Below are 22,410 nucleotides of genomic sequence, written 5' to 3' on the forward strand. Positions count from 1 at the left end.
CGTTTCTTACGCGTCTTGCCCTACTGTTTCGTCTTCAATTCCAAGTTCTTCTTTAATCCATTCGTAGCCTTCTGCTTCCAGACGTTGTGCAAGCTCAGGACCACCGGATTTTACAATTCTGCCCTGCATCATAACATGTACAAAATCAGGCTTGATGTAGTTCAAGAGACGTTGATAGTGGGTAATAACCAGGAAACCGCGATCTTCACTCCGCATGGAGTTTACGCCTTCGGCAACAATTTTCAAAGCATCAATATCAAGACCAGAGTCAATTTCGTCCAGAATCACGATTTTTGGATCTAGCATCATCATTTGTAGAATTTCGTTACGTTTCTTCTCACCACCGGAGAAGCCTTCGTTCAGGTAACGGTGTAGGAACTCAGGATTCATGTCCAGTTCTTTCATCTTCGCTTCCATAAGACGGATAAAACGAATCAAAGAAATTTCGCTTCCCTCTTCACGACGGGCATTAATGGCAGAGCGCAAGAAATCGGAGTTTGTTACTCCGGAAATTTCACTTGGGTACTGCATAGCAAGGAAAAGACCTGCACGTGCGCGTTCATCAACCGCCATCTCCAGAAGATCTTCACCTTCAAGTGTTGCTGTTCCTTCAGTTACTTCATATTTAGGGTGACCCATAAGAGCTGACGCCAAGGTACTTTTACCTGTACCGTTTGGTCCCATGATGGCGTGAATTTCGCCACCTTTCATTTGAAGGTTAATCCCCTTCAAAATCTCTTTTCCCTCAATCGTCGCTTTAAGTCCCTCAATGACAAAATCTGCTGCCATAATATTATTCCCTCCATTGATCGATTTGCGAAATCAAAAGTTGTATTGAAACAGGATGATCCTGATTCCCAGCACAATTAGATTTTATATCACATTATAATTATTATAAATTGAATCACAATGATTATCAATGATTCTCAACAATTTTATAACAAACCCTGTCTTTTTACAAATATCTCTTTTTATTTATCCTTTAATGCACCGCATGTTTCGCTATTTTCCGTAACCACCTAACGCAAAAAATAAGACCTCCCGCAGGAAGCCTTATTTCATATACTTTATCGTTTAGCTAAGGTAGGAACGCAGCATCCATTGATGTTTCTCAAGATCACCACGAATTTTAATAAACATGTCAGAGGTAGGCTGGTCCTTAATTTCCTCAGCAAGCTCAATGCCTTCTGTCAACTCTTCAGAAATAGTAGCGAAGTCTTCAATCAGAGACTGGACCATACCACGTGTGTCCTCTTTACCAGTAGCTTCTTGAATCGTTGCCAATTCCAGATATTCTTTCATCGTTGCAGCGGGACTTCCTTTGATGCTTAGCAGACGCTCTGCAACTTCATCCATTTGAAGCGTCACTTCATTATATAGATCCTCAAATTTCACGTGAAGAGAGAAGAATTGTTCTCCTTTTACGTACCAATGAAAATTATGGATTTTAACATACAATACATTCAAGTTAGCAACCTGACGATTCAAAATTTGTTCCAGTGATGTTGTATTTACTTTATTAGATGCTTTAGCCATGAGATGATCCCATCCTTATCCTTTATATTTACCGGGCTACTTAATCCTTCATCCGGCAGCAACTTGTCTATTCTTAATTTACCCCTTAGCATGTAAGACGAAACAAGGAGAACACTTCCATAAAATCACTGTTTAAATTATTTACACTAAAGACGCTCTCTATAATGTTCAAATTCTGATTCTTGCAAAAAAACACAAGAGGCCATTGGCCTCTTGTGTTTTGGATTTTGTAAGATTGTTCAGTCAGACCATGAGAAGTAATGCATCCGCACCCGTCATGCCGGGTACGATACCTAGACGCTCCGCTTCTATGGTTACAGACTCCAATGGGGCAGCTAACAGCTGTGACAGCGTACGTACACCAACCGCCCGGGCTGCGATAATATGCCGATCACTGAGCTTCTCATTGAGCAAACCAACATCCAGCGCACCACACATAATATACCCTCGGCTTGTGCTGATTGAGAGCAGCGTTGTTTTCGGAAGCTTAACTTCTACCCCGATCAGCGTATGTTCACCTACGGTAATGGGCTCCATAGTAACCAATAGCAGCACCTCCTTTATTCACCAACCACGATGTATATGTATGCTTCACCCCCTGCTGATGTGCAGTTGGTAGTCCTAGGCTTTTCGTAAAAAACACAGTACCTTGGTCCCATTTTCTCTAGTGTCAGGTATATGATTATTACTTGTTTAATGTTATAGTTTATTTACATTCTTATAATTGTAAAGAAATGTTCAAACGAAAAGCTGGGGGATCTATGGACGAGAAACTACAACACACAGACGGCAACTATTTATTTAATGTCGACATCCTGATTAATGCCCGTACCAACCCGCTTGCATTGCAATATCTGCTTGAAATGTTGAACAATAATGACAAAATCACAGATTTCAACATTAACTCCGGTCTTGAATTGGGGAGAACCATTGACAGCTTGCTTCGTTCTGCCAAACTAGCTTTGAATCAAAGCTCTGCTCCTCCAACTTCATTTAAGCTGCCACCAAAGACCACTAAAAAGCAGCTCGATAAACCGATTGATAAACAGGCAATATTGCCTGCACAACAGTCAGCTATTGAGACGCCAGCTGATGCATACGGGAAAATTCGACAGTATATTCAGAACAACCAATTAGTACGTTTACGAGCGAATCGGTACGGAAAACAAGTGTCCATGCCCTGTCGTATTTTAAATTTTGATGAAGCAGCCAACTCTATTAGTGTCTATCACGTGGATGAGAAACAGGTATACAGCTTTAATTTAAATGAGATCGACGAATTTCTGTAAACGTATACGTTACAGATAAATAAGCATCCGCCCCTTTATGGAACGGATGCTTATTTATCAACTTCTGTAACTTGATTGCTTAGGATGCCTCTTTGCTGCGTGAGAATGCTTCCACAGCCAGACATAACCAGCCTGCTATGAAGCATACACCACCAATAGGTGTAATCGCTCCAAGCACCTTAATTCCGGAGATGCTCAGTACATATAAGCTACCAGAGAACAAAATCGTCCCTGCTATTAATAGCCTTCCTGCCCAGCGTAACCGGGTACTTTCTCCCCATTGACCTACAGCCAGTGCTATCAGAATTACACCCAGCGCATGTACCAAATGATACTGTACACCCGTCTCATATACCTTCATATATTCTTCGCTAATAACAGGTTTTAATAAATGAGCGCCAAAAGCGCCTACTCCTACTGCCAGCATTGCTAGCACAGCCCCCCAGGCCATAAGTTTCCGTTGCATGCGATTACAACTCCTTAATATTAGACTTCTTCTATCATAAACGATTACCGATTGCTTTTTCCAGCAGCCATTTACGAATTAGCCACAATCAGGGGTTGCTTTTTTAGCATCAATATGAAAAAGTGGATATTAACAACATTTCATTCTTATCTCTCAAGGAGTGCAACCTATGGACCTTAATTCTCTCTCAAAATCTGACGCGCCTACAGCAGAGGTAGGAAATACCCAACCTGATCTGAGTCAGCCAAGTGCTGGTTCGTCGTATTCGTACCAGAAAGTAGATCATGACCTGCAACACTCTGGACCTGGTATTGCTTCTTTCATCATCAGCCTCGTGACCATAATGGGTTATGCAGCTCTCTTCGTTTTCATTATTATGAAGGCTTCTTCCATGGTTAACGAGAACTCGAATCTATTAGCCGAATCATCGCAGTCCATCATGCTTCTTGGAATGACTGTTATTATTCTTTCAGCTCTTAATGTAATTGGTGTTGTCATCGGCATTATTGGGCTTTCCATCCGGAAGAGACGTAAGGTTTTCGGCGTTATAGGCACTATCATCAACGGTGTGATTATCCTACTCTTTATGCTGCTTATTACTATTTTCTTAGTCAATGCCGGGACGCTATAACGTTCACTTCTAATTCCAAGACAAAAGGACTGTTCCTGAAATCAATCAGGAGCAGCCCTTTTGTTATTCATAAATGATAGCGTTTCTTTATTTTGCAAGTGACAGCTTCGAAAGTACACGCTGTTTAACTGTAGCATCGCCTTCCACTGCTTTTTCAACATATTCAAAAGCTACAGGATCATCCGTATTTAACTTCTCAATAACGCTCTCCATACCTGCTGTGATCTCAAAAGCCGTAGGACCTTCTTTGGTCTCAATCTCAACAGAATGACTATCTATTTGGCCGACGTAAACGCCTGTTCCTTTAAGAATTTTAGCTTCTGGATTTGCAGTAGGTTTGGGTGCGGGAGTACTTGGATTCTCTGTTGGTGCAGTGGTACTTGTACCTTCTGTAGGTACGGGTGTGCTTGTGGTCTCCTCTGTTGGCACTGGAGAAGCTGTTGCACTTGGTTCTGCAGATGGCTGTGCTGAATTATTAGTAGCACCGCAAGCGGTTAGGGCTAGCGTTAATGCTGCGATTGCAGCTATAGCGGGTAAGGAACGTTGTTTTTTCATGTTGACTGCCTCCTCTATGTTTAGCGGTTGTTTGCAAAGTCATTTTCTATAAGCCTACTCCTATAAACGTATCAACTCTGCTAAGGTTTCATAATACGTTATTTTTAGTAACTTCCAATCTTTAATAGGCATCCGCCGGATGCAGGCTTAAGCGAGATTAATACAATAGTGTTGAGCCTGATTTATCCCTAAGGAGTGGTCCCCTTGAGAATCGATATCGGCTGCGGATCCAGTAAAGAAGCAGGTTATCTCGGGATCGATCGCATCGCGGGTCCCAACGTAGATATTGTCTGTGACATTAGCCAAGGCATCCCTTTGCCGGACAATACCGCCGAGTTTGTAATGGCTAGTCGTGTATTACCTTATATCGACGATTTATCCGCGGTTATGTCGGAAATTCACAGAATTAGCACCCACAAAGCCATTGTTTGTATACTGGCCCCGTATGCCCACAGTTTTGTTCATATGTCCAATCCTTCCTTTAAGCAGAAGTTTGATGAATATACTCCGAGGTATTTCACAGGATCCTTTTTCCAGCCCCCGTCCGGTCCAGTATGCCCATCGATTCCTGACTATCCCATCCCGGTGCCGCCGTTCGATTATCGATTGCTGCGGATGGAGCTTTTCTATCAATACCCTTATGAAGATCCTCTTTATGAAACAGAAGAACTAGAAATACTAAAGACGCTTCAAGCCAATGTTGTGCATGAAATCATGTACCATTTCACCGTAATCAAAGAAAATATTTCTATTCATGAGCTGGAATTGATGAGTAGAGGGCTTTACGCTGAACCGCGTGTTCTTATGAAACGCAGGCTAAAATCACACGATAGACAAAATTTCCTATAATTTATTGATGGGACATACAATTATACCCGAATTACATCATAGGCTAACATACAGGTATTAACTGTGCCGTCCTGACTATGGGACGGTTCACTTTTTTAAAAGAAAATTAACCTCGAAGGAGGTGAGAATCATTCCACTAGTCGTACGGGCAACGATCAATGCGACCGGTGCTATCACATTTACGGGCAACACACTTGGACTTAGTCGCTCTGATACAGTCGGAGTACCTGGGACACAGGACAGCATCGGTGGCTTTACCACTGTCAATACATCGTCTATTTTTGGAACTTACCCTAACGGAACGACTAGTCTTTATACAAGCAATAGTTCAGCAGCCATACTGGTCCTTCCTTCAGGTAGCACAGTGCTGTATGCAGAGCTGATATGGGGTGGCACCTATATAAATGGAACCGTAAACCTCAGTTCGGCGATAAACAACCCAGTCACCTTCATTACCCCTGCCGGGACTTCATTTAGCGTTACACCTGATTCTGCAACGAGTAACGTAGTCGATTTGGGAGGTGGTGCTTCTGCATATGTCCGTTCCGCCAATGTAACCAGCATTATACAACAAGGTGGTGCCGGTACCTATACTACAGGCGGCGTTGTAGGCACAATTGTAATTCCAGGAGACTCGACAGCCAACCATGCCGGCTGGACTTTAGGTGTTATCTACCAGAATACAGCCCTCCCATTCCGCAATATGTCCCTTCGGGCAGGTGCAATACTAGTACAGGCAACATCAGCCCCGGTTTCAACTACGATAACTGGGTTCGCAACACCAATAACAGGTGCGCTTGGAGGCAGAGCATTATTCAGCGCACAGGAGGGAGATGCAAACCGTTCAGGCGACCAGGCCTTGTTTGGTCCAACTGCTGCTACACTCGTAGCGTTATCTGGCCCCAATAACTTTGCTAACAACTTTTTCGCATCACAAATCAACAATGATACAGGTAATCTCAATACAACTGGAACATTTGGAACACGCAATCAGACGAACGGGAATCCAGGAACCAACATCATCGGTGGCCGACAAGGCTGGGACATTACTAATGTTGACGTGTCAGCCAGACTTGCAAATAATCAGTCTTCAGCGATTTTACAATTAACTACCTCTGGTGACGCTTATGTGCTTAATGGAAATGCCATACAAGTAGATATAAATGCACCCAAAATAAACCTTACTAAAAGTGCCAATGTGTCCGGCCCTATAGTCGGGGATACGGTAACTTATACTGTAACTGTCAGTAACACTGGTACAGCGAGTGCAGCTAGCGTCGTTTTATCAGATGCTCTGCCAGCAGGCTCAACCTTTGTCACTGGAAGTGTAGTAGTAGCCGGTGTTGTAAGACCCACCTTTGATATTACAGCAGGCATCTCCTTGGGGTCATTAGCTTTGAACTCTTCAATAACGGTTACATATCAAGCTAAAGTCACTTCATTACCACCAAGTCCACAAAATATAGCCAATACCGCCAATGCTGCTTTTACGTTTCAAAGTGTAGCAGGAGGCCCTATCATGACCGGGGTTATTCCATCCAATACGGTAACTTTACCCGTATATTCCCCTATTCTTAACATTGTAAAAACTGCCAATACTGCAAATGCGACGGTCGGAGATCAGATCACCTATTCCCTTCAAATCACCAACACTGGAAATATTGGTGCTATAACAACCCTTACCGACAATATTCCTTCAGGCAGCTCATATATTGCGGGTAGCTTTACCGTCAATGGAACACCTGTCGCTGGAAATCCTGCTACAGGTATTGCTATTGGAACGATAGCTGCTGGAGGCAGCTCTACCGTTCAATTCCGCGTAGTGGTGAACAGTCTCCCTTCACCGCCACAACTGGTCGACCAAGCGAGCACCACTTACACCTTTCAAGTTCCAGATGGGCGAACCGTAGCTGGATCAGCCTCATCTAATTCATTGTCTATTCCAGTTACAACTCCCAACGTAACAGTGCTCAAAAGCGCTGGATTTGCTGACGTCGCTGTAGGAGATACACTGCTCTACACCTCCGTTATCAGCAATAATGGAATTGCAGCAGTTACCAACGTATCGCTTTCAGACATTATCCCTGCTGGGACTTCACTAGTCTCAGGTAGTGTTACGGTAGGTGGAACGGCACAGCCATCTGCTAATCCCGGTACAGGAATTTCTATTGGAACCATCACGCCTGGAGTTTCCGTTGCGGTCACCTTTCAGGTCAACGTGATCTCATTGCCAACTCCCGCTCAACTATTAAACAGATCCTCTACATCCTTCAGCTCAGGAGCCTTTACTGGCATTTCACTTTCCAACACGACTACAACTCCTGTATATCAACCTGTAATCCAGATTGTCAAAAGTTCGAACGTTTCCAGTGCCACTGTAGGGGGCAATATTCTCTACACGTTGAATGTTCAGAATTCTGGAAATATCGGGGCATCTGTAGTCCTCAGTGACAATATTCCTTCAGGGAGTTCCTTTGTCTCGGGGAGTGTCACAGTTAATGGAGTTGCTAGACCAACAGACTCTCCACTTACAGGAATTAACTTAGGAACTGTAGCTTCAGGGGCTAGTGTTCCTGTAACCTTTCTTGTCTCTGTGCAATCTTTGCCTTCACCACCTGTTCTGAACAATCAAGGCAGCAGCAGCTACACCTACCAACTACCAAGCGGTAGATCCTTATCCGGAACTAGCCAATCAAACACCGTTAGCATCCCAGTCTCCGCTCCAAATATTACGCTAACCAAATCCGCAAGCCTTGCTGATGTCACAGTCGGCGAGAATCTGACTTACACAGTCCAAGTGTCCAACACAAGCAGCGTAGCTGTGAATAACGTTGTCGTCTCTGACCCCATTCCTACGGGAGGCACTTTTGTAGCAGGCAGCGTTATTGTTGGCGGTTCATCGGTACCAGCCGCAAATCCAGGTACAGGAATATCTATCGGTAGTATTGCGGCTGGCAGCTCTATTACTGTCTCTTTTAGAGTGAATGTTTCTTCTTTACCAAATCCATCACAATTTACAAACAGAGCTAGTGCGTCTTTCTCATCCGGTGCCTTCACTGGTTCTTCACTTTCGAACACGGTAGTAACCCCTGTGTATCAACCTATTATTAGTATGGTCAAAAGCGCGAATACCGCTCAGGCATCCGTAGGAGGATCTTTGTCTTTCTCGATTCTTATCAGCAATACCGGGAATATTGCAACCACTCTACTATTAACTGATAATCTTCCACCCCAAGCTTTATTTAACGCGAACAGTGTAATCATCGGGGGAACACCTTTACCCGGATATAATCCAGTAACCGGAATCCCTGTAGGCCCATTGGCACCAGGTGACAGCGTATCTGTAAGCTTTCTGGTCACGATAACAGCGTTACCTCCTTCACAGATGTTACTGAACTCCGCTTCGGCAACATATAGCTTCACCCTCCCGGACGGGCGTCAACTCGGAGGAAATGTAGTATCAAATACGCTCTCTGTCCCTGTATCCGCACCTAACGTCAGTGTCGTAAAAAGTGTGAATGCAGCTACTGCCGTTACGGGCGATATCCTTACATTCACCTCAGTATTGACGAACAACAGCATAGCTACTGTAAGCAACATCATTCTCAGCGATCCTCTGCCTGAGAATGTAGCTTTTATTCCCGGAACCGTAATTGTAGGCGGCATTACTCAGCCGCTAGCAGTTCCGTCCGCCGGCATTCCAATCGGTAGTCTGGGTCCAGGCGCCACAGCTACCGTAACATTCGAGGTGAGGATAACGATGCCGATACCATCACAAATTAATAATCAGTCATCCGTCAGTTTTACATCCGGTGTATTCTCCGGTTCTTCTTCATCCAACATTACTAGCACACCAGTCATTCAGCCACAGATCTCCTTATTAAAAAGTGCCGTCGATGGAGATGGTGATGCCGATGCTCTTGTTGTAGGTGATACCGTCATCTACACAGTGGTTGTAAGTAATGCAGGTAATCTTGCTGCAAATGTAACCTTAACCGACAACATTCCTACTGGAACTGTCTTCAATCCTAACAGTGTTATTGTAGGAGGCATGCCGCAACCAGGTGCAGCACCCAATACCGGCATAGCTGTAGGAAATGTCGCGCCGGGTACCAGTGTCCCTGTTAGCTTCTCTGTTAATATCGTTTCCTTGCCATCACCACAACAAATCAGCAATCAGGCTTCTGCAAGCTTCACCTTTACTCCGCCTGACGGTAGACCCTTAAGCGGAACTGCTGTATCTAATACCGTCACACTACAGGTCTCAGCTCCTAATATCGTGGTAGTCAAAAGCTCCACCTCAACTTCCGTAGCGATCGGAGATACGGTCACTTATAACGTAAATATTTCAAATAACGGTATAGAAGCTGTCAATAGCATAATCCTTAATGATCCAACACCAGCAGGTGCTGCTTTTGTAACGGGTAGCGTATCCGTGAACGGAGTACCTTTCCCCAACCTGAATCCTTCTTCGGGGATATCAATTGGTACCTTAGCGCCTGGAGCTTCAGCTCTGGTTGCTTACAGTGTTACCGTGACCTCTGTTCCTCCTACTGCTACACTTATCAATAAGGCATCCGTAACCTTTACATCAGGCGTTTTTTCCGGTTCGACTTTCTCCAATACCGTTACCATCCCTGTTTACCAGCCGAACATCTCGGTCGTCAAAACAGCAAGTACGAATAACGCTACAACAGGTGACGCTGTCAGCTATACCCTGACCGTGAGTAACACAGGAAACTATCCGGCAAGCTTAATCATTACGGACAATATTCCTGCGGGTACCACCTTCGTTCCGAATAGTGTGCTCATTAATGGACTGCCCTTAGCGCAAGCAGATCCATCTACGGGGATTCCAGCTGGAGTTATTGCACCCGGTGCTACTACTGCAGTAATATTCACTGTTGATATCACCTCACTGCCCAATCCTCAGCAGTTGGTCAATCAGGGTACCGTAGCGTATAGCTTCACTTTGCCTGACGGCCGCACACTTGGCGGTTCCGTCCTATCCAATACAATTACTATCCCTGTCTCTTCACCAAATCTGGCTGTAGTAAAATCTACGCCTACCACATCAACTACAGTTGGAGACACGATCACCTATTCAGTTACAATTACCAATAACGGAATCGAAACGGTAAATAACGCAGTCTTCACAGACGCACTTCCTGCGGGTACCACATTTGTATCTGGCAGTGTATTAGTAGATGGTGTGCCTCGTCCAGGGGGTAGCCCTTCCACCGGGGTAACCTTGGGCAGTATTGCACCAGGTGTAACTGTAACTGTGGCATTCACAGTGAATACAGTCTCATTGCCACCTTCAGGCCTCCTAAATAACCAGTCAACGGTGAGCTTCACCTCTGGAGTTCTCTCGAATGTTGCCTTCTCTAATATTGTATCAACGCCTATTTACTTACCGATTCTAGCCGCAGCAAAAAGCTCGAATTCAATTCAAGCGACCGTCGGAGATACGATTACCTACACGATTAATGTAACCAATTCAGGGAATTACGGGGCTTTGGCTACTCTGAGTGATACTATCCCATCTGGAACAACATTTGTGCCAAACAGTGTGCTCATTCAAGGTGCCCCAGCTCCGGGAGCAGATCCAGCGGCTGGCATTCCACTCGGTGTTATATCCGCAGGTGCAACACTATCTGTTATGTTCTCAGTACTCATTTCAACACTGCCAGCAAGCCAGCAACTAATTAACCAAGCATCGGTAGCATTTGCTTACACCTTGCCTGATGGGCGGACGTTTAACAGTTCGATCAATTCCAATTCGACAACGATTTCGGTATCCTCACCGAATGTGATCGTAACTAAGTCATCACCAGCAACAGATGCCGTTGTTGGCGATACAATTACCTACAACCTTACAGTTACCAATAGCGGAATCGCCAATATCAGCAACGTAAACATCAGTGATCCAATACCAGCAGGTTCTTCGTTTGTTGCTGGCAGTGTGATCGTTGATGGCACTCCACGTCCTAATGCCAATCCAGCGAATGGCATCTCGCTCGGCACAATTGCACCGGGCGTTTCGGTCAATATTTCGTTCAACACTATCGTCAATGTACTGCCTAATCCTGCCACGCTCACCGATCAAGCTTCCGTCAGCTTTACATCTGGAGCATTCTCGGGATCCTCATTCTCTAATACACTTGTTATTCCGGTGTATCAGCCTATCATCGTTGTAGTCAAAGGGGGAGACAGAACCGCCGCAACTGTCGGAGATACGATTACTTACTCCTTAAATGTGACTAATACTGGTAACCTCATAGCAAATGTAGTCATAACTGACACGATTCCTAGCGGAGCTATTTTCGTTCCAAACAGCGTGCTCGTTAATGGTGTGCCACAACCAGGCTCCGACCCGTCTACTGGATTAAATATTGGAGCAGTTGCGCCGGGAAGCACGGTAACAGTGACCATAACCCTGCAGGTTACAGTAGCCTCCCTCCCGTCGCCGCAGCAGTTAGTCAATCAGGCTTCAGCAACTTTCTCATTCACACCACCAGATGGCCGTCTGCTCACCGGAACTTCACTTTCAAATGTCCTAATTATCCCTGTCTCTTCTCCGGATGTAAGTGTCGTTAAGAGCACTACTTCTATTGATGCCGTTGTCGGCGATATCATCACCTATACGATTGTTGTTACCAACTTAGGGATTTCACCAGTCAATAACGTCATCATGGTTGACCCTATTCCAGCAGGCAGCCAGTTTGTAACAGGCAGCATCACTGTAGACGGAACCCCACGACCTAATGGCAGCCCGGCTTCCGGCATTGCCATCGGAACGATTGCTGCTGGCGCTTCCTCAACCATCACCTTCCAGGTTCAGGTAGTAGCGTTATGATTCCCGGCTCACGTACCCAACCTGTCGTAACCAATCAATCTATGGTACTCTTCAACTCGGCAGCGGGTGTTGACGGCATTGTCTATTCCAATACCGTTAACACCCCGGTCGTGGGCCCCGTGCTTTCATTGCTGAAGAGTACAGACAAACTCCATGCCTCTTTAGGTGACACTCTGGTGTATACCATTAAAGCTTCTAATAATGGAAACACAGATGCTTCGCTAACCGTGTATGACATTCTTCCAGAGGGTGTATCCTTTATTTCCAACAGCGTGCTTAGAGACGGTGTGCCTCTCCCAGGGGCTACACCGTCTTCGGGCATACCGCTAGGTTCTATTGCTCCGCAGAGTCAAGTGAGCATCGCCTTTCAAGTGGTTATCATTTCACTTCCCTCTTCACTAGTGCTGCAAAATAAAGCACTGGGCCGTTTTTCTTTTGCCACACCCGAGGGAAGAATCGTTAATGGAGATTTATATTCTAATTCCGTACTAGTTTCTTTACGCTCCTACCAGCTCTCTACCTTGTTGTCTGCAAGCACTCCGACCTCTTTTATAGGTGATGTAATTACCTATACATTACGGCTTACGAACGAATGTAGCAGCCTATTAAACCAAATCATCACAACGATTTCTATTCCTAACGGATCTGTGTTCATTCCAGGGAGTGTCATTGCAGGTGGCGTCTATTATCCAGAATCAGAGCCTACGCAAGGAATATTAATTGGTCAACTTGATAAAGACCTAAGCATTGATATTACCTTTCGCGTTCGAGTTACTGAGATCCCCTCATCCTTGGACCTGACTAACCATGCAGCTGTCACTTATACCGTCGACGACGATCCCAATACCACCGAGAGTAACACCGTCGTTGTCTCACTTGTTTTGGCAGGCGTCACCATCAGCAAGAGAGTAGATCATGTTACAGCAGCTCCAGGTGACAACCTAAGATATGAACTAACGGTAACCAACAGCGGGAACTTGGCCGTAAATGCGGTTCTGACCGATGCTATCCCTTCGGGCACTCTTTTCGTATGGGATAGTGTTCTCTTAAACGGAGTGATGCAAAAAGGCGCCCGTCCTGCTGATGGCATTCAGCTAGGCACATTAAGAGGCGGAACTTCAGCGGTCGTGGTCTTTCAAGTGAGCATTCCTGCAGCTATAAACATTCATGCCCACGCAGCTGTCCAAAATCATGGCAGTGTTCAGTATACTTTTGTGCTCCCGGACGGACGGACAGTAAGACAAACCTCTCGTTCCAATATCGTTACTACCTTAATAGTCTTGCCTATCATTTCTCTCGAAACTCATGCAAAGCCTACCCTTGTCGAAGAAGGAGAACATGTCCAATGCTGGATCTCCCTAACGAATAGTGGGAATTGGCCAGCAGAAGTATCCCTTGATCGGCTCACACCGGAGGAATGTCTTATTGATCCTAGCAGCATTGTGATTGATGGGATTCCAAATCCACAATCTTCATTTAACGGTATCTTGTCGCTAGGGACAGTCAAAGCTGCTACCACTGTAAACATCCATTATTTTGTCAGGGTTAGTGAACATGTACTGGGTCGTTTCCTTAAAGGCCTAGTAACCGCTCCATACTTCTTCAATCTGGATGGACGTGAATACACTGGCGAGAGCCAGTCGAACAGTTATATATTGACTGTGGAAGAGATCAGTGAATAAGAAATCACATATCCCCCATCCCCATGAATATACTTTAGTTACAACCCCAAAACATAAATATTTATATTCCATGGGAGGTGGTCATCCTGTCGCAATCATCTGGTCCCTTTTCCTTTGTAGTCTCAAAAGAAGACTGGTCCCTTCATCGCAAAGGCCATCAGGATCAGGAACGTCATCAGCAAAAGGTCAGAGAAGCTATCAAGGATAATTTGCCGGATCTCGTGACCGAAGAAAATATTATTTTGTCAGGCGGTAAGCAGATTGTAAAGGTTCCGATTCGCAGTCTGGATGAATATCGAATTATCTATAACTTTCGTAAGCAAAAGCATGTAGGACAGGGCGACGGGGAAAGTCAGGTCGGTGATGTACTTGGGCGGGATTCACAGTCGGCACAGCCCGGCAAAGGGGAAAAAGCAGGCGATCAACCCGGTCAGGACACCGTGGAAGCAGAGGTCAATCTGGAGGATCTGGAGGACATCTTGTTTCAGGATATGGAGTTGCCACATCTGAAGCCCAAGAATAAGGAAGAGATCGAGGTTAAATCCATCATCTTCAACGATATTCGTAAAAAAGGCATGATGTCCAACATCGATAAGAAACGTACCCTGCTGGAGAACCTTCGGCGTAATGCAAGCAGAGGTAATCCCGGCATTCACAGCATAAGTCCTGATGATCTGCGCTACAAAACATGGGATGACATTCGAACGCCTCACTCCAATGCGGTCATTATTGCGATGATGGATACGTCAGGTTCGATGGGTTCTTTTGAAAAATACTGCGCTCGCAGCTTCTTCTTCTGGATGACCCGCTTTCTACGCCGCCAGTATGAGAAGGTGGAGATTGTCTTTCTCGCCCACCATACGGAGGCTAAAGAGGTCAGCGAGCATGATTTCTTCACCCGCGGAGAGAGTGGAGGAACCATCTGTTCCTCAGCTTATCAAAAAGCGATTGAGATTATCGACAGCCGATACCCGCCAGCGCAGTACAACATTTATCCGTTTCACTTCTCTGATGGCGATAACCTCACCTCCGACAACGAACGCTGTGTAAAGCTAATTGGAGAACTGCTAAAACGAAGCAATATGTTTGGTTACGGGGAAGTGAATCAGTACAACCGCAGCAGCACACTAATGTCCGCTTATCGTCATCTGAAGCACGAGCAATTCATGCATTATGTCATTAAAGATAAAAAAGAAGTGTACCAGGCGCTAAAGACCTTCTTCAGTCAAAAGGGCACTGTTAATTCATAATTCCTACGTTTGATTATAGCCCACAGCTAGACTACCTGTTTTATTGTCCTACCCATATAAAAAAACCTCCATTCCAGAGCTTGGGAGGGGAGGTTTTTTTTCATAACGGAAATCTATTCAACTGTCCTAAACCGTTCCACAATACTTTTATTACCACTCAGAAAATAGATGGCAAGAGTCATATTCCAAATGAGTTGTAAACTCTACAACCTATTGAACCTTCTCTCTATCCTTGCCTTTATCAGATTCACCGGCATTTCTATTCGCTGCTTCCCGGTCCTCCATCATCTCGTCCACCGTCTTTACCTTCAGGCGAGCTGCGCCTTCATTGCTGGCATTCGTTGGAATAAGATCTCCTGAAGCTAAGCGTTCCTTCGCTTTTGCAATGGCCTCGCTATATTGTGGCAGCCACTGCTCCCCAGCTACGAGCATCTCATCGACCATCTGCCAGATTTCTTTCGGGTTACATACGGCGCCTACCAACGGATCCATCATAAATGCTTGACGTAGCAGCTTGTCATCGCCGTGCACAGCAGCTTCAACAGCTAAACGTTGCACTGAGATACTAACGTTGCACACTGCGGCTGCTCCTAAAGGCAATTCACCTACAAGCGGCATCGATATACCATTCCGATCCACATACCCTGGTGCTTCGATAATCGCATCATCTGGCAAATTAGAGATCACGCCATTGTTCACAGTATTAAAGTGACCTCTATACACTCTGCCCGTTTCCAAGCCTTCAATAATAAATGAACCATGTTCTTCTCCGCGATTCTCCACTGTATACTCCAGTGCCGAGTCCTTCATCCAATTCGGAAAATCCGTTTCGAACCAATTCCGCCCTTCGGTGCAGACACGTAGATATCCACCCGTCTCACCGTTAATCCAGCTTCCCAGGTCGATCCAATCCATAATTTCATCGCTGCGTTTACGATACCATGGCACATATTCACTTAGGTGACCATTGGATTCTGTACTATAATATCCAAAGCGGCGCAGCATGTCGATCCGAACTTTTTCTGTGCGGCTGAATTCTGGATGACTCTCAAAAGCTTCTAAAAGACCTTCGGTCAAATCTTTACCCTTATGACTCGCCGAAATATACCAAGTCTGGTGATTGATACCCGCACAAATAATATCGACTTCCGACTTTTTCAGCCCATACACATCTGCAATTTGCCCATGCCCATGCTGCACCCCATGACACAGACCAATCGTCCGTACACCACCGTATTTGTTGCAAGCCCAAGTCAGCATAGCCATAGGATTCGAATAGTTAAGTAGGAGTACATCCGGCGCAGCCATTTCCCTAATATCACTGCAAATATTCAGCATTTCCGCAATCCCGCGCTGACCATACATGATGCCTCCTGCACAAAGGGTATCCCCTACGCACTGATCGACTCCGTATTTCAATGGAATATCCACATCTGTAGCAAATGCTTCCAGTCCACCCATACGAATAGTACAAAATACATACTTCGCATCCTTCAGGGCTTCTCTTCGATCCGTCGTTGCCTGGATTTGAATATTTAATCCATTCTCTTTAATATCACGTTGGCACAGCTCGGTAACCATCTCCAAGTTGTGGCTATTAATATCCATAAATGAGACTTCAATATTATTAAATTCCGGCACGGTTAGTAAGTCCCGCAACAATCCACGGGTAAATCCAATGCTGCCTGCCCCTATAAAAGACACTTTAAATGACATCCTTATCAGCCTCCGGTAATGAATTGATTGTTCCTGTCCATTGTAGCAAGGGCGCTAGAGAAAGCGTAACCAATATCATGACCTCTTTTGAAGGAAGGTGTCAAAAATCCTAACTTATCTATTGAACATCCATCTCTTCATAACTCCAAGCATGACGCTCAATGGAATTACGATATTCTATGGGCGTGTTGTCAGTATATTTTTTGAAGAGGAGATGAAAATATTGTCTGCTACTAATCCCTACATAATCGGCAATTTCAGCAATTGGAATATCACTCTGTCCCAGCAGCATCTTTGCTTTCTCCATTCGCAGCATATTCAAATAATCACTGAGTGTCCTACCTGTATGTGACTTAAAAATACGATGCAGATATCCGGGATGCAGATTGACCGCGGCAGCGATATCCTTAACCTGAATACTCTGGTCGTAATTCTGATGCAGGAATTCGATACTGCGCCGCACATAGAGCTGCGAAGGCTGTTGACTGGCATGAAGCTGATCCTGTCGCAAGCTTGATACTCGAAGCAGAAGCTCACAGAACAATAAGTCGACCATACTTCCGCCTTTCCCGCCACTTTGATCAAGCTCTAGTACAAGTCCTTTTAGAACATGATAAATTTCCTCCGGATCAGGCATGACTAGACTGGAAAAGGGCATCTGTAACCATTCAGCAAGTGCCGCTTCTTTCCGAGCGAGCTTGCCGATAGATGGAGCAACCCCTGTATATTCCATAAATCCAAACTCCACATTCAGCATTCGGCAAGGCGTCCCATCCTCGACAATCAGTCTGTGCGGTACATTTGCATCGAGGATGATCAGTTCTCCCCGCTTTAACCTAAATCTCTCTTCTTCACCTGTTTTTGAACGGACATCCACAACACAGCTTCCTGAGATCAAATACATGATTTCGGTTGAATTATGCTGATGGTAAGACATACTGTAGTTGTTCCACTGTTTATAATAGTAAGCAAAAAAATGAGGACTATAATCTCTTTCAATTAATGCCTGCTGAAAAAGACTCCCACTAAGATTTAGAGGAAAATCCGTCAATCGATCACTCCTTTCTTCTATTAAAATGTTAACCCAAGTGTATCTCTCAAACTACTTCTAAGACAAGAAGAGCTACTTGAAGTCATTAAGTTAGAAAAAAACGAGCAAAACTCCATTACACAGGAGAGTTGCTCGTTTTATTGTTTTTACTAATAAGATTTAATTCTCATACTTGAAAAGAAACCATAGATTGCTTAAGATCTGCTGCTAAGCTCTCCAGCTTTTGGGATAAGGAAACTAGCTCCTCACTTACAGTAAATTGCTGTGAAGACATAGAAGCTACCTCCTGCGTCGAAGCCGTCGTCTGCTGTACAATGGAACTGACACTCGCCATGGATTCACCTAATTGACGCTGAAACTCTATCAGTTCATGAATAGAAGCAGAGGATTCACTAAGATGTCCCATGAAGTGTTCCATTTCCTCTTTGACACTCGCAAAAATCGTTGACGACTCACGCACGGAAGAAATCTGCTCACGGAACTTTGGAGCGGTCTCATTGATATCTTTAACCGTGTTCTCAATGTGTAGACCAATCTCTTCCGTAATCTTGGAGACCGATTGGATCGACTCATTCGATTGGTTAGCGAGCTGTCTGATTTCATCAGCAATCACTATAAAGCCTCTGCCTGCTGCACCGGCTCTTACCGCCTCTATAGTGGCATTTAGCGCCAAAATATTGGTCTGCTTATTTACGGCAATCATAGGACTAAGAATACTACGAATTAAATGAGTACTCTCTCTTAGCTTATTGGAGTTCTCTTGTATTCGATTGAACATCTCCACCGTAGATTCACTCTGCTCTACCAGCAGCTTCATCAGCTCTGTCCCCTGATCACTAACCTCAATAACTCGTTCCGCCGAAGCGTCCATTACTGTATTTAGTTCAGTTACTTCACTCATCTTACTGCCAATGATTTCGACATTAGCATGGCTTTTTTCTGCTTCGACAGCAAGGCTTGCTGCTCCAAGTGCAATCTCACCCGTAGCAGATGCAACCTCTCTGGCATGAAGTGATGTTGTACCTGACGCTTTGACTAATTGCTCTGAAGTACCAAGCACTTCATCCGCTGACATTTCACTCTGGCTTGCAAGCAGAGAAATTTGCTCCATCATTTTGTTAAAGCTATGCCCGAGCCGACCAATCTCATCCTTACCCTTAAAATTCGTTCGTACACGAAGGTTTCCTCGCTCACCTTCTTCCATTAAGGTCGCCAGTTTACCTAGTGGACGCCCAACCAAACGAACAAGAACATAACCAATTAGCAGAGCTATCACGGCAGCTACCAGCACCACAGAGAACGTGATATAAAGAAGCTTATCTGCCGACTTCGTAAAATCACTAACGGGTGCATATCCCATGAGCGTCCACTTTGCAGTCTTTAAAGGCTGATACACGACAAGCTGCGGACTTCCGTTCTCATCGGCTGCTGTAAATGAATGTTTCTTTTCTACATCTTGCCCTTCTGATACTTTTATGTAAGAGGGTTGACCCAGTTTAGCATGATCCGCACCATAAACTATGTTACCTTCTGAGCTCAAAATTCGAATCTCACCTGTAATTCCAATCTGAAGATTAGACAACATTTCGGTCATTGCCTTGCCTTTAACTTCGATCAGCATGTAATACTCCGCTTCAGGATGTACAAGATTGCGAAGCAATCTCCCCATAGTTAAAGTAGGTTCAGTATAAGAATCAAAGAAGCCCTTCTCACGAACCGGAAACCACACTGGCTCCCCTTTAGCATCTGCAATTTGTTTCAGTCTTTCAGCAATACCTTCATCACTACGAAGGCCACTAATTCCTGTAGATTTATACGATTCTGTTTCTTCCAAGCTCTTAGATACCAGTCTGACGCCATACATCCGCTCATCTGATCCTTTAACTAAGTCTAGCTTTCTACGAATCCGATCTTCTGCGGAAACTTTGGCTACCGTTGTAAGTTCTCCACTTTTTATGTTTTCCAAATCACCTTTTAATGTGGAGTCGAGGGCAAACTGCCTTGAGAGCGCTTCGTATTCTGTTAGGACAAAATCCAGCTTGTCCGCTGCTTGAACTATAGACTGTGAGGAGGCCGCGGCAACCTCATCTGTAATGATATCTTTGGCAGCAAAATATGAAGTCAATCCTAGAACAGAGGATAAGAGCACTATGGAGCTGAAAAGAATAACGAACAATTTTATCCCAACTGATCTAAACTGTAGGGTCCATAGCTTTTTCATTAAGTTCACTCCCTATGATGGAAAAAGGGTACAGCCTTCCATTTCTGTACAAAGGCTGTACCCAGTTCATTCTTTAGTATGAAGCGAAATTGTTACCCCTTACTAGCTCCTGCAGTCAATCCATCAACAAGCAGACGTTGCAAGAATACAAACAAAATCATAATCGGGATAGAGATCAGAACAGCACCGGCAGAGAATAAGGTGAAGTTAGTGTTTTGGTTCGTGTTAACCATATCCCACATTCCGACTGCGACGGTCCAGTTCTCCTTTGTCCGCAAAATAAGTCTGGCGAAAATGAAATCGACCCAAGGACCAACAAACTGAGTCAGTGCCATGTAAGTGATCATAGGACGTGACAAGGGAAGAATCACTCGCATAAAGATCCCGAAATTACTCGCCCCGTCTATTCGAGCCGCCTCATCCAAAGAACGAGGAATCGTGTCGAGGAAGCCTTTGGCGATAAAGGTTCCCCCCAGCGGCGCCCCGGCTGCATAGACGATAATCAAGGCAATATGCGTATCCAGCAAATTAAACTCCTTAAGGAGCATATAAATGGCAATCATACTCATAAAACCAGGGAACATACCAAGAATCAGAACCGTAGATAACGCTGTTTTACGCGCTTTAAAACGGAATCTGGATACTGCATAACTGGTTAATAAGGTAAGAACTACACCGATAAGCATGGAGAATATAGCTATCTTCAATGTATTCGCATACCAAGTTCCAAACATATAGCTTGGTGACGTGAACAATTCTCTGTAGTGATCAAAGGTGAATTGCTCAGGGATAAACGATTTACTGTACAGTGATTTACCAGGCCGGAAGGAAGCAAACAGAATCCAGAGGGCCGGATAGAGTGCCGCTATCGACAAAGCAATCAAGATGATGTAACTACCACTTAAGCGAATAAAGTTCGCGATCTTTCTGCTCATTGGATCATATCCTCCTCTTTGAATGATTTCGTCCGGCGGTAATTGTACAGGGAGAATGAAGCAACAATGATAAAGATAATAATCCCTATTGCCGAAGCCATGTTGTTTTTATTCTGATCAAGTGTTAATTTGTATAGCCAGGTTACTAGCAAGTCCGTGGAACCGGCATATTGATAATCACCATTTACAGGACTACCGCCTGTCAATAGGAAGATCGCATTAAAGTTGTTAATGTTACCTGCGAATTGCGTAATTAAAGTAGGCGCTGTGGAGAACAATACCATTGGTAACGTAACGATACGGAACTTCTGATAACCTGATGCTCCATCCACCTCAGCGGCTTCATACATATCCCGAGGAATTGTAGTCAGTACGCCCATAATAAGTAACATCGAGACTGGAATACCAACCCACATGTTAACAATAATTACGGTAACCTTAGCCCAGAATGGATCTGTCAACCATGGTAATCCACCCATTCCAAAATACCCAAGGTATTGGTTGATCGGACCGAATTGACCGTTAAATAAATTGCGCATGAGCAGCAAAGAGATTAACTGCGGTACTGCGTAAGGTACAATCAGAATAACTCTCCACATTCCTTTGAAACGAATACCTTTTTGGCTCACCAATAAGGCTACCAATAGTCCTCCGAAATATGTAGTGATCGTCGAAAGAACTGCCCATATAATCGTCCATGTTAATACACCATAAAAAGTGTGGCTCCATGTTTTGAGAACTAATAAATTTCGGAAAGTCTGAAATCCAACCCAGTCAACCAATTTAGCGGGTGGAAGATGATCAGGTGCGGAATAGTTCGTAAACGCCAGCAGGATCATGAAGATGATTGGCATGATCGTAAAGAATAAAACACCAATACCCGGCAAGACCAAGAACGTCTGAGCGAACTTATAATCCAGTATATAGCGAACACTTTGTTTAAAGGTGTTTGCCTGAAGACCGTTATCGCGTTTCTCTCCAGTCTTATAAGCATCTTTAATGTTCAAATACCAAGCGAGGATTATGATGATAAGCATTAAAATGGTGATCAAGCTTTGAATCAAAATATAAATCGAGTGATCCCCAGCTACCATCTTAGCGATGCCTTTTACTTTTACCAAACGGCTAGGGTTTTCTCCTAGTGTAACAAAACCCCATAGAGCAGTAGCAAGATTCTGAATAAAATAATAAACAGCGGCGGCTTCTACAACTAAAAACATGATTCCTTTGATGAATTGGCGGTTATATATTTGTCCCAATCCCATGAAAATCGTCGACAGTACTGCGGCCCTCGTGCGATGTCGCTGCATTTCGCTTCCGTTCTCCTCTCCGAGTGAAAATAAGAAGCTGCCCTCCGCTAAACATGCGAC

Annotated in this window: 16 protein-coding genes; 6 read left to right on the forward strand and 10 right to left on the reverse strand. The window is 44.6% G+C overall.

Annotation, left to right across the window (positions count from 1 at the left end; all coding sequences use genetic code 11):
* Positions 1 to 6: 6 nt before the first annotated feature.
* The 3 genes from sufC to NSQ29_RS18680 form a co-directional block, all read right to left on the reverse strand.
* Positions 7 to 789, reverse strand: a complete 783-nt coding sequence (sufC, locus tag NSQ29_RS18670) for a Fe-S cluster assembly ATPase SufC (protein WP_042186351.1) — start codon at positions 787 to 789, stop codon at positions 7 to 9.
* 285 nt (positions 790 to 1,074) lie between these two features.
* Positions 1,075 to 1,536 carry a Dps family protein gene (locus NSQ29_RS18675; protein WP_042125852.1) on the reverse strand — a complete coding sequence of 154 codons (462 nt, stop codon included), beginning with the start codon at positions 1,534 to 1,536 and terminating at the stop codon, positions 1,075 to 1,077.
* A gap of 243 nt (positions 1,537 to 1,779) precedes the next feature.
* A complete protein-coding gene (locus NSQ29_RS18680) occupies positions 1,780 to 2,082 on the reverse strand; it encodes a YunC family protein (protein ID WP_042186349.1) in 303 nt (100 codons plus the stop codon).
* 215 nt (positions 2,083 to 2,297) lie between these two features.
* Between NSQ29_RS18680 and NSQ29_RS18685 the strand changes: the two genes are divergently transcribed.
* Entirely contained in the window at positions 2,298 to 2,825 is a 528-nt protein-coding gene (locus NSQ29_RS18685; protein WP_042186347.1) for a hypothetical protein, read from the forward strand.
* Positions 2,826 to 2,904: 79 nt separating this feature from the next.
* On the opposite strand, the gene NSQ29_RS18690 is transcribed toward NSQ29_RS18685, so the two are convergent.
* Complete coding sequence (locus NSQ29_RS18690; RefSeq protein ID WP_076284185.1) at positions 2,905 to 3,291, reverse strand: DUF423 domain-containing protein; 387 nt, start codon at positions 3,289 to 3,291, stop codon at positions 2,905 to 2,907.
* Positions 3,292 to 3,460: 169 nt separating this feature from the next.
* Here NSQ29_RS18690 and NSQ29_RS18695 point away from each other — a divergent pair, with 169 nt between their 5' ends.
* The gene (locus NSQ29_RS18695) at positions 3,461 to 3,922 is read left to right on the forward strand and encodes a hypothetical protein (protein WP_052404212.1); all 462 of its coding nucleotides are present in this window, start codon (positions 3,461 to 3,463) and stop codon (positions 3,920 to 3,922) included.
* An 87-nt stretch (positions 3,923 to 4,009) separates the two neighbouring features.
* Here the strand turns inward: NSQ29_RS18695 and NSQ29_RS18700 are convergent, their stop codons facing one another.
* A complete protein-coding gene (locus NSQ29_RS18700) occupies positions 4,010 to 4,477 on the reverse strand; it encodes a hypothetical protein (RefSeq protein ID WP_076284187.1) in 468 nt (155 codons plus the stop codon).
* Between the two features lie 204 nt (positions 4,478 to 4,681).
* Between NSQ29_RS18700 and NSQ29_RS18705 the strand changes: the two genes are divergently transcribed.
* From NSQ29_RS18705 to yhbH, 4 genes are all read left to right on the forward strand, one after another.
* On the forward strand, positions 4,682 to 5,326 hold the full coding sequence (locus NSQ29_RS18705) for a methyltransferase domain-containing protein (RefSeq protein ID WP_340968342.1): 645 nt from the start codon (positions 4,682 to 4,684) through the stop codon (positions 5,324 to 5,326).
* A gap of 121 nt (positions 5,327 to 5,447) precedes the next feature.
* Positions 5,448 to 12,185, forward strand: a complete 6,738-nt coding sequence (locus tag NSQ29_RS18710; RefSeq protein WP_341125816.1) for a DUF7507 domain-containing protein — start codon at positions 5,448 to 5,450, stop codon at positions 12,183 to 12,185.
* On the forward strand, positions 12,182 to 13,867 hold the full coding sequence (locus NSQ29_RS18715; protein WP_341125817.1) for a hypothetical protein: 1,686 nt from the start codon (positions 12,182 to 12,184) through the stop codon (positions 13,865 to 13,867). Before NSQ29_RS18710 ends, NSQ29_RS18715 begins: the two co-directional genes overlap by 4 nt.
* 86 nt (positions 13,868 to 13,953) lie before the next feature.
* Positions 13,954 to 15,117, forward strand: a complete 1,164-nt coding sequence (gene yhbH, locus NSQ29_RS18720; RefSeq protein WP_042193520.1) for a sporulation protein YhbH — start codon at positions 13,954 to 13,956, stop codon at positions 15,115 to 15,117.
* A gap of 210 nt (positions 15,118 to 15,327) precedes the next feature.
* Here the strand turns inward: yhbH and NSQ29_RS18725 are convergent, their stop codons facing one another.
* The 5 genes from NSQ29_RS18725 to NSQ29_RS18745 all read right to left on the reverse strand — a co-directional run bounded on the left by NSQ29_RS18725 (position 15,328) and on the right by NSQ29_RS18745 (position 22,350).
* Positions 15,328 to 16,833 carry an alpha-glucosidase/alpha-galactosidase gene (locus NSQ29_RS18725; RefSeq protein ID WP_341125818.1) on the reverse strand — a complete coding sequence of 502 codons (1,506 nt, stop codon included), beginning with the start codon at positions 16,831 to 16,833 and terminating at the stop codon, positions 15,328 to 15,330.
* Between the two features lie 118 nt (positions 16,834 to 16,951).
* Positions 16,952 to 17,884 (reverse strand): AraC family transcriptional regulator, encoded by a 933-nt coding sequence (locus NSQ29_RS18730; RefSeq protein WP_341125819.1) that lies wholly within the window; start codon positions 17,882 to 17,884, stop codon positions 16,952 to 16,954.
* A gap of 166 nt (positions 17,885 to 18,050) precedes the next feature.
* Entirely contained in the window at positions 18,051 to 20,105 is a 2,055-nt protein-coding gene (locus NSQ29_RS18735; protein WP_341125820.1) for a methyl-accepting chemotaxis protein, read from the reverse strand.
* A gap of 92 nt (positions 20,106 to 20,197) precedes the next feature.
* Complete coding sequence (locus NSQ29_RS18740; protein WP_339269869.1) at positions 20,198 to 21,040, reverse strand: sugar ABC transporter permease; 843 nt, start codon at positions 21,038 to 21,040, stop codon at positions 20,198 to 20,200.
* Positions 21,037 to 22,350: a sugar ABC transporter permease gene (locus NSQ29_RS18745; RefSeq protein WP_042125830.1), complete on the reverse strand. Its 1,314-nt coding sequence runs from the start codon at positions 22,348 to 22,350 to the stop codon at positions 21,037 to 21,039. The genes NSQ29_RS18740 and NSQ29_RS18745 overlap by 4 nt, the downstream gene beginning before the upstream one ends.
* Positions 22,351 to 22,410 lie beyond the last annotated feature (60 nt).

The organism is Paenibacillus sp. FSL F4-0236 (assembly GCF_038000135.1).
Taxonomy (GTDB): Bacteria; Bacillota; Bacilli; order Paenibacillales; family Paenibacillaceae; genus Paenibacillus_AQ.